At 36.5% G+C, this 9,048-nt stretch carries 9 protein-coding genes and 1 pseudogene; 7 read left to right on the forward strand and 3 right to left on the reverse strand.

Features of this window, described 5'->3' with window-relative positions; all coding sequences use genetic code 11:
• A partial coding sequence (locus tag Q0X66_RS15045; protein WP_297707792.1) for a phosphoribosylaminoimidazolesuccinocarboxamide synthase occupies positions 1 to 866 on the reverse strand: 866 nt, incomplete at its 3' end.
• A gap of 9 nt (positions 867 to 875) precedes the next feature.
• A complete protein-coding gene (locus Q0X66_RS15050; protein WP_297707794.1) occupies positions 876 to 1,829 on the reverse strand; it encodes a PhoH family protein in 954 nt (317 codons plus the stop codon).
• 129 nt (positions 1,830 to 1,958) lie between these two features.
• Between Q0X66_RS15050 and Q0X66_RS15055 the strand changes: the two are divergent.
• From Q0X66_RS15055 to Q0X66_RS15080, 6 genes and pseudogenes are all read left to right on the forward strand, one after another.
• Positions 1,959 to 2,767, forward strand: a pseudogene (locus Q0X66_RS15055) (SAM-dependent chlorinase/fluorinase).
• Positions 2,768 to 3,064, forward strand: a complete 297-nt coding sequence (locus Q0X66_RS15060) for an antibiotic biosynthesis monooxygenase family protein (protein WP_297707796.1) — start codon at positions 2,768 to 2,770, stop codon at positions 3,062 to 3,064. It abuts the pseudogene before it with no gap.
• 4 nt (positions 3,065 to 3,068) lie between these two features.
• On the forward strand, positions 3,069 to 3,800 hold the full coding sequence (gene gldF / locus Q0X66_RS15065) for a gliding motility-associated ABC transporter permease subunit GldF (protein WP_297707798.1): 732 nt from the start codon (positions 3,069 to 3,071) through the stop codon (positions 3,798 to 3,800).
• A complete protein-coding gene (gldG, locus tag Q0X66_RS15070; RefSeq protein ID WP_297707800.1) occupies positions 3,800 to 5,467 on the forward strand; it encodes a gliding motility-associated ABC transporter substrate-binding protein GldG in 1,668 nt (555 codons plus the stop codon). Before gldF ends, gldG begins: the two co-directional genes overlap by 1 nt.
• A 120-nt stretch (positions 5,468 to 5,587) precedes the next feature.
• Positions 5,588 to 6,706 (forward strand): DNA polymerase III subunit beta, encoded by a 1,119-nt coding sequence (gene dnaN / locus Q0X66_RS15075; RefSeq protein WP_297707802.1) that lies wholly within the window; start codon positions 5,588 to 5,590, stop codon positions 6,704 to 6,706.
• 217 nt (positions 6,707 to 6,923) lie between these two features.
• Positions 6,924 to 7,529, forward strand: a complete 606-nt coding sequence (locus tag Q0X66_RS15080; protein WP_297707804.1) for a hypothetical protein — start codon at positions 6,924 to 6,926, stop codon at positions 7,527 to 7,529.
• 82 nt (positions 7,530 to 7,611) lie between these two features.
• Here the strand turns inward: Q0X66_RS15080 and Q0X66_RS15085 are convergent, their stop codons facing one another.
• A complete protein-coding gene (locus Q0X66_RS15085) occupies positions 7,612 to 7,974 on the reverse strand; it encodes a DUF4870 domain-containing protein (RefSeq protein ID WP_297707806.1) in 363 nt (120 codons plus the stop codon).
• A 174-nt stretch (positions 7,975 to 8,148) separates the two neighbouring features.
• On the opposite strand from Q0X66_RS15085, the gene mnmE reads away from it, so the two are divergent.
• On the forward strand, positions 8,149 to 9,048 hold a 900-nt coding region (mnmE, locus tag Q0X66_RS15090), incomplete at its 3' end, for a tRNA uridine-5-carboxymethylaminomethyl(34) synthesis GTPase MnmE (RefSeq protein ID WP_297707808.1).

The raw sequence follows: 9,048 nt of genomic DNA on the forward strand, positions 1-9,048 counted from the left end.
ATATTTTCGTAAAGTTCAATATATCGTTCAGAAACCTGGGCAATATAATCGTCGCTCATTTCCGGGACAGTTTGCCCCTCCAGCCCCTGAAAACCATTACTAATTAACCATTGACGTACAAATTCCTTAGAAAGCTGTTTTTGCACTTCCCCCCTGCTCTGTCTTTCCTTATATCCATCTGCATAAAAGTAACGCGATGAATCCGGAGTATGAATTTCATCAATCAGGAGAATTTCGCCTTCTTTATTTTTACCGAATTCGTATTTCGTATCAACCAGGAGTAAACCTCTTTGTTTTGCTATTTCCGTGCCCCTTTTAAACAATGCTTTGGTATAATTTTCAAGTATTTCATAATCCTTCTCTGTAACAATCCCACGCTTAATAATATCTTCCCGGGAAATATCTTCATCATGGTTTCCCTCTTCGGCTTTGGTTGCCGGAGTTATGATTGGTTCTTTAAACTTGTCGTTTTCAATCATCCCATCGGGCATCGTAACACCACAGAGTATTCTTTTACCGGCTTTGTACTCCCTCGCCGCATGGCCAGAAAGATAACCACGTATTACCATTTCAATCTTAAATGGTTCGCAGGCCTGACCAATTGCCACATTTGGGTCGGGAGTCGCAATTAACCAATTTGGGACTAAGTCTGAAGTGGCCCGCATCATTTTGGTAGCAATCTGATTAAGAATCTGACCCTTATACGGTATTCCTTTGGGCATCACTACATCAAAAGCAGATAAACGATCTGTTGCTATCATGATCAGCAGATCATTTTGTAGCTGATATACTTCCCTCACTTTTCCCTTATATACACTTATCTGGTTGGGAAAATTAAAATTAGTGGTCATGATTGTCTCAGCCATAACTCTCTTTTAGTTTTGATGCTCAATATTTTTATAGGCATCTATTACCTTCTTCACAAGATTATGACGAATCACATCTTTATCATCCAAATATATAATTTGTATCCCCTGAACACTTTTAAGGATCAATAATGCTTCTTTTAGGCCGGAAATAACCCTTCGTGGTAAATCTATCTGACCTGGATCACCCGTAATTAAAAATTTGGCATTCTTTCCCATACGGGTAAGGAACATTTTCATTTGGGCATGAGTCGTATTCTGCGCCTCGTCCAGAATCACAAATGCATGATCCAAAGTTCGTCCCCGCATAAAAGCTAATGGGGCAATTTGTATTGTTCCGTTTTCGATATAATGAATAAGTTTTTCACCGGGTATCATATCCCTCAAGGCATCATAAAGGGGTTGCATATACGGATCCAGTTTTTCCTTGAGATCTCCTGGCAGAAAACCCAGATTTTCACCGGCCTCAACAGCAGGCCTGGTAAGGATGATCCTTTTTACCTCTTTATTTTTTAATGCTCTTACGGCTAAGGCCACCCCCGTATAGGTTTTTCCGGTACCGGCAGGGCCTATGGCAAATACCAGATCATTTTTTTCAGTAGAGTCAACCAATTTTCTTTGGTTGGCTGTAATCGCTTTAATATAACGACCATTAACCCCATGAACAATAATATCTCCGCTACTTTCAGAAGATTCATATTCTCCTTTACCGTTACTTGTAAGCACTCGCTCTATTACATTTTCGTCCAGAGTGTTATATTTGGCAAAATGGGCCGTAAGCATATGAAACCGCTTGTCAAACTCATCCAGCAGGGGTTCGTCGCCGTAAACTTTTATTTTACTTCCTCTGGCCACTATTTTTAATTTGGGGAAATGTTTTTTTAATAGATTAATGTTTTCGTTTTGATGTCCGAAGAATTCCCTTGGACTAATCGCGGTAAGTTCTAAGTTGAGTTCGTTCAATGAATAGATTTATTTAATTGTTGTGTCCCGTGAGATAAATTTCTGTAGGCTGTTTTTTTCATGTAATTTTGTCAAACAAACTTAAGTAAAAATCGGTTTGATTAGTTAAAAAAATATCAACAGTGCTGCATGGCAATCATCACTTTAACTACAGATTTTGGACATAAAGACCATTTTGTAGGGGCCCTTAAGGGGACTATTAAATTGTTGATATCACGCACTCCATAAGCCCTTTTAATATTCAGGAATGCGCTTATATTCTTAAAAATTCTTATAAAACTTTTCCGGAAGGAACCATTCATATTGTTGGGGTAGATTCTGAACCTACCATTGAAAACCAGCACATTGCAGTTCTGGTTGATAACCATTATTTTATTAGTGCCAATAATGGAGTAATTAGTCTGATTACATCGGAGATTGAACCTGAAAAAGTTGTTGAAATAAATATTCCATATCCGGTAATTGGGTCCTTTCCGGTACTTGACATTTTTGTCAAGGTTGCATGCCATATTGTACGTGGAGGAAAACTGGAGGTTGTTGGTAAATCATTTGAAGAACTAAAAGAATTAAAAGAATTCGCTCCAAGACTAACAAACGAGGGCAAAACAATAGTTGGGAATGTTATTTATATAGACAACTATGGAAATGTGATAACCAATATTCAAAAAAGCCTGTTTGAAGCATACAGGAATGGGAGAAAATTTGAAATTAACGCGAGGAATAGAAAAATAAATCAAATCCATAACAGGTATAGCGACATAATAAATTTCGACCTTGGAAAAAACCAGCGAAAGGGTCCGGGAGATTTATTGGCCCTTTTCAATTCTTCTGATTACCTGGAACTGGCTATCTATAAGAGTGATCTGAACACTGTTGGGGGCGCCTCTAGTCTATTGGGATTGGATTATAGAGATACCATTATAATTAACTTTTTATAAATGTTGATACGAATTGTAAAGTTGACTTTAAAGAAAGAAAATATTGCTAGTTTTGAGCAAATTTTTGAAGAAACCAAAGACATTATTCGAGATTTTGAAGGCTGTCTTTCCCTTGAACTATATCAGGACAGAGAACATTCAAATATTTTCTTTACATACAGTCATTGGGAAAAAGAAGAAAGCCTGGATGCTTATAGAAAATCTGAATTCTTTAGAAATGTTTGGGGAAAAACGAAATTACTGTTTGAAGATAGAGCTGAGGCGTGGAGTGTGAACAGAATTAAATCAGTAAAATAAACCTATGCTTGCCATATTTAAAAGAGAAATACTTTCATTCTTCACAACACCGGTTGGTTATTTGATTATTGGCTTTTTCCTGGTATTAAACGGGCTGTTTTTATGGGTGTTTAAAGGTGATTTTAACATATTTGAGTACGGTTTTGCAGATTTGAGTAAATTTTTTCTTTTAACTCCCTGGGTGTTTATGTTCCTAATTCCTGCAGTAACAATGAAGAGCTTTTCCGAGGAAAAGAAAACTGGCACTTTGGAATTACTTTTTATAAAACCATTGAGTTTAGGACAAACCGTTTACGGTAAGTTTTTTGGCGCATTATTTCTTGTAGTAATTGCACTGATTCCAACCTTCATTTATAGTATTTGTATTTCGCAATTGGGCACTACGCAGGGCAATTTGGATTGGGGTCTTATTTATGGGTCATATTTTGGATTGTTTTTCTTAGCAATGAGTTACACAGCAATTGGTATTTTCACATCCACAATAACGGAAAATCAAATTGTAGCTTTTATACTTGCTCTGTTTGTCTGTTTTATGCTCTATTATGGGTTTGAATCAGTTTCAACACTTTTCACTGATGGGGAAATGGCCCAATTTGTAATTTCACTGGGTATGAAATCTCATTTTGAAGGAATTTCAAGAGGTGTTTTGGACAGCAGGGATTTAGTTTATTTCTTTACTTTGTCTATACTCTTTCTGTTCTTTGCAATTGTTCAATTAAAACATCATTCCAGGTAATGAAACGAAATAAGTTACTTACCAATGGTTTGGCCTTGCTTGTATTTATATTGCTTAATGTAGGTGCGAGTTTATTCTATACAAGGATAGATCTTACTGAAGATAAACGATACACCTTGTCAGAGCAGGCATCAGAAGCGGTATCAGTTTTTAATTCACCTCTTGTAATCGATGTACTCCTGGGTGGTGAGTTACCCGCAGAATTTGCAAAGCTTAAGACGGAAACCAAACAGATATTGGAGGAATTTGCGTCAAAAAACGAAAATTTAAAATATAACTTTGTTGACCCTCTCTCGGATAACCCCCAGCCCGAAGCCACCATTTCTGAACTGCAAAGCCTGGGATTAACTCCGGCTAATATAACAGTAGAAGAAAATGGAAGGGTTTCGCAGGAAATTCTCTTTCCATGGGCTATGGTCAATTACAATAATAAAACCATTAAGGTTCCTCTTTTAAAAAATAAATTGGGAGCTTCTTCAGAAGAGCGGGTGAATAATTCTGTACAAAATTTAGAATATGCCTTTGCAGATGCCTTCACTAAATTGGCAATTAAAACAAAAAAAAGAGTAGCGGTAATAAAAGGCAATGGGGAATTGCAGGATATTTATTTGGCCGACTTTCTTACTACTATAAGGGATTATTACAATATTGGGGCTATCACTCTCGATTCGGTAGAAAAAAATCCGCAAAAAGTATTGGACCAGCTAAAGGAATACGATCTGGCTCTTATTGCCAAACCTACGGAGGCTTTTACCGATAAAGAAAAATATGTTTTGGATCAATTTATTGTCAATGGTGGAAAATCTATCTGGTTAATAGATCAGGTAGCCATAGAATTAGACAGTCTCTTTAATTCTGAAGGCAGTTCTATGGCTTTTCCAAGAGACCTTAACCTGAATGATTTTTTCTTTAAATATGGATTCAGGATAAATCCTGTACTTATTAAGGATTTATATTTTACACAAATAGTACTGGCAACAGGTGAAGGGAATAACTCTCAATATAATCCGGTGCCCTGGTTTTACAATCCCATGGTTTTCTCACCCAATAACCACCCTGTTAATAATAATCTGGAGGCACTTCGCTTTCAATTTGCAAATAGCATTGATACTATTTCCAATCCGTATCGCAAGACTGTACTTTATTCGAGTTCACCGCTTTCCAGGCCTGAAGGCACACCAAAATTGATAAGTTTAGATATTATAAATACACCTCCAAATAAAGGAAATTACAACAATGGAAATAAGCCTGTGGCAATTCTTATTGAAGGTGAGTTTAACTCTGCATTTAAGAATAGAATTGTTCCTGTAAAATTAGAAGGCACTAAACTCAAAGGGAATGATAATAAGATGCTAGTAGTTGCGGATGGAGATGTAATAAAAAACCAAATTAGGAACAACAGACCACTTGAGTTAGGATATGATAAATGGACCAATAGTTTTTATGGAAACAAGGAATTTTTGGTGAATAGCATCAATTATCTACTTGATGACACCGGACTTATAAACATTAGAAATAAGAAAGTAAGAATTGTATTGTTAGATCCTGAAAAAATAGCTGAGCAAAAAACAAAGTGGCAATTGATTAACGTTGGTATTCCCGTGCTACTAGTGTTCTTTTTCGGTTTTATTTTTAACACTTTCAGAAAGAGAAAATACAGTGCCTAGGTGTTAATAAGTTTGTTTTATACAATAGGACATTTAGGATATATTTGTTTTATTGGATTCCCGGCAACAATAATTCAAATTGATAAAGAAAAGCGTCATATTAAAAAGCATAAATAAAGAATGAAATTTATAGTATCCAGTACGTATTTATTAAAGCAACTTCAGGTTTTAGGAGGGGTTATTAATAACAGTAATACTTTACCTATTCTTGATAATTTCCTATTTGTACTAAGTAAGAACAAACTCACAGTCTCTGCCTCTGATCTTGAGACCACAATGAGTTCTGTTCTTGAAGTTGATTCTGATTCAGAAGGCATAATAGCAGTGCCAGCAAGGCTTTTACTAGATATTTTAAAGACCTTTCCCGAACAGCCACTGACATTCGTCGTCGAAGATAACAATACGGTAGAGATCAGTTCTAATCACGGCAAATATGCACTGGCATATGCCGATGGAGCAGAATTCCCTAAGGCGGTTGAACTTGCAAATCCCAGTTCTACCAACATTATGGGAGATATTCTTGCCAATGCTATAAATAAAACAATTTTTGCTGCGGGTAACGATGACTTAAGACCGGTAATGAGCGGGGTGTTCTTTCAGTTCTCATCGGAACATTTGATTTTTGTGGCCACAGATGCCCATAAATTAGTAAAATACCAGCGCAACGATGTTAAAGCTTCTGAAGTTGCTGAATTTATAATGCCCAAAAAGCCATTAAATCTATTAAAAGGTATCCTTACGGGAAGCGAAGAAACTGTAATAATAGAATACAATGACAGTAATGCTAAATTTAGCTTTGACAATACAGAACTAATTTGCCGTCTTATTGATGGAAAATATCCAAATTATGAGGCCGTAATTCCAAAAGAGAATCCAAATAAATTGACCATTTCCAGAAATCAAATCCTGAGTTCAGTAAGGCGGGTCTCTATTTTCTCTAACAAAACTACTCATCAAATAAGGCTGAAAATTGCCGGAGCCGAATTGAATATTTCCGCTGAAGATATTGATTACAGTAATAAAGCAGAAGAAAGGCTAACCTGTTCCTATCAGGGAGACGACATGCAAATTGGATTTAATTCCCGTTTTTTAGTTGAGATGCTCGGAAATCTGACTTCAGAAGAAATATGTTTGGAAATGAGTCTTCCCAACAGGGCAGGTATACTAACGCCAATAGACGGCCTTGACGAGGGTGAAATGATAACTATGCTGGTAATGCCCGTGATGCTTAATAATTAAGCTATTATAGCAATAAGGAACAAGGTAAGCTTGGTTTCACTTAAATAAGGTAAAATTCTTCACTCCTAAATTTTAGCAGCCTATTTCTATATGGAAATACGTTGTTTTATTTGTTTTAACAAGTTTTTCGGCTGTTTGACGGATGTCTCCAATCCCATTGCTTTTACAAGCGTTTATTGTTATGAATATTACAATTTAACCCAAATCTACCTACATTATGAAAAAAAATCTCTACTACCTTTTCAGTTTTGTTCTGTTGTTCTCTTGTCAGATTGATGATTTAGATCAAAGCAATGAAACCTTAAATGCAGTTTATTCGAAATCTAAAAAAAAGGAATTTCAATACATTTGCCATAAACTCCAAATTGGAAACGACTGGAACTTCATAACCTTATATTTGCCACCAGAGGCCATTAAGGCTCACATAGACCATGGTGATTCATTAGGGGAATGTCCAAATAGCGTTTCCAATGAAAATGGGTCCGACCAAGCTGTAAGTTGTGACTGCAGTGGAAATGTTACCCGACTGGATTTACGATATAATGGTGCTGAAGACGCCTTAATTAGTATTACCGGTACAAAAGGTAAAAAACAAATTTATAGGGCCAAACTTAGCCCCGGAGAATTATTTTATCTTAATGGTTTTGATGGTAACAACACACTGGGTGGAGAAATCCATATTTCCGTTCAAGGAATACACAATACCACCATTGATACCAGTTGTACAGAACCCAACATTCTTGGCTATACCTATGGCGATTTTACCATTGAAGGAGGTTCCAGCCTTAATGGTGGAGAATTTTGTCCCGGGGTAGTAATGTAATAACGGATTATATGGAATTGTTTCCGGAAATCGGTTTCTAATAAAAATCCCGCCGTTTGGCGGGATTTTTTTGTTTCACATGTTATGTAATAAAAGGTATGGTCATAAAATAACTTGGTGACTCACCATTACTGGCCCTGACGGCATTTACTATTGGTAATACAAAACCTAGAATGCCTGTCCCTATCAATGTAAGTATACCGAGACCCAATAATAGGATGGCAGGAATACTCAATACGATATATAACAGTAGGCTGAGCTGCAGATTAATAATAGCTTTACCATGTTCATCCATATCTTCAACTGTATTCTTTGAAGTCAGCCATAAAATTAAGGGTGTAATTAAACCTCCAAATCCAATTACATAATTTAATAATTGTGTCAAATGCGTAATAACAAGCAGTTGCCTGTCCGTACGCAGTGTTGTTTGATTGAGAACTTCCATTTTTTGATTGATTTTAATGATGATACTTATAAGACGCGATTTTTTATAAAATGTTACACAATAATTTATAGATTTTCCAAAATGATAAATCCATTAGGTTTTGCGCCCCAAAGCCAATTTTAATCTATTATAATGGATAAGCGGCTTTTGTCTATTTTTGCAAAAAATATCTTTATGATTCCAAAGGATACTATAATTGCATTAGCCACACCATCAGGTTCCGGTGCTATAGCGGTTATTCGCTTATCCGGCAGAGAAGCCATTTCTTTGGTTTCAAAATTATTCAGATCTGTTAGCAAAAAAGATCTAAAGAAAGTAAATACGCATACCATCCATTTGGGCTATATAATGGATGGAGATACTACCATAGATAAGGTATTGGTATCAGTTTTCAAAGGACCAAACAGTTATACAGGCGAGAATGTAGTTGAAATTTCGTGTCATGGCTCTATATACATCCAGCAACAAATAATCCAAATGTTCATCAGGAATGGTTGCCGTATGGCCAATCCCGGTGAATTTACGTTACGTGCATTTTTGAATGGTAAAATGGATCTGAGTCAGGCCGAAGCGGTTGCTGATCTAATATCCAGTGAAAACGAGGCATCTCACAAAATTGCGATGCAACAGATGCGGGGAGGTTTCAGCAATGAAATTAAACTCCTGAGGGAAGAACTTTTGAACTTTGCTTCGCTAATTGAATTGGAGCTGGATTTTGCAGAAGAGGATGTAGAATTTGCGGACAGAGAAGAATTTCAGGCTTTACTAAGCAGAATTGAAAGTGTACTTAAGGGATTGGTAGATTCATTTGCTCTGGGAAATGTTATAAAAAGTGGTATCCCCATAGCTATTGTGGGGGAACCAAATGTGGGTAAATCTACCCTTCTAAACTCGCTTTTAAACGAGGAACGCGCCATTGTATCAGAAATTGCCGGAACAACCAGAGATAGCATAGAAGATGAGATTACGATTGGGGGTATTGGATTTCGGTTTATAGATACTGCCGGGATCAGGGAAACGCAGGATAAAGTTGAACGTATAGGTATTGAAAGGACCTTTGAAAAAATGGAAAAA

The sequence above is a fragment of the uncultured Eudoraea sp. genome, from assembly GCF_947260015.1.
In the GTDB taxonomy this organism is placed as follows: domain Bacteria; phylum Bacteroidota; class Bacteroidia; order Flavobacteriales; family Flavobacteriaceae; genus Eudoraea.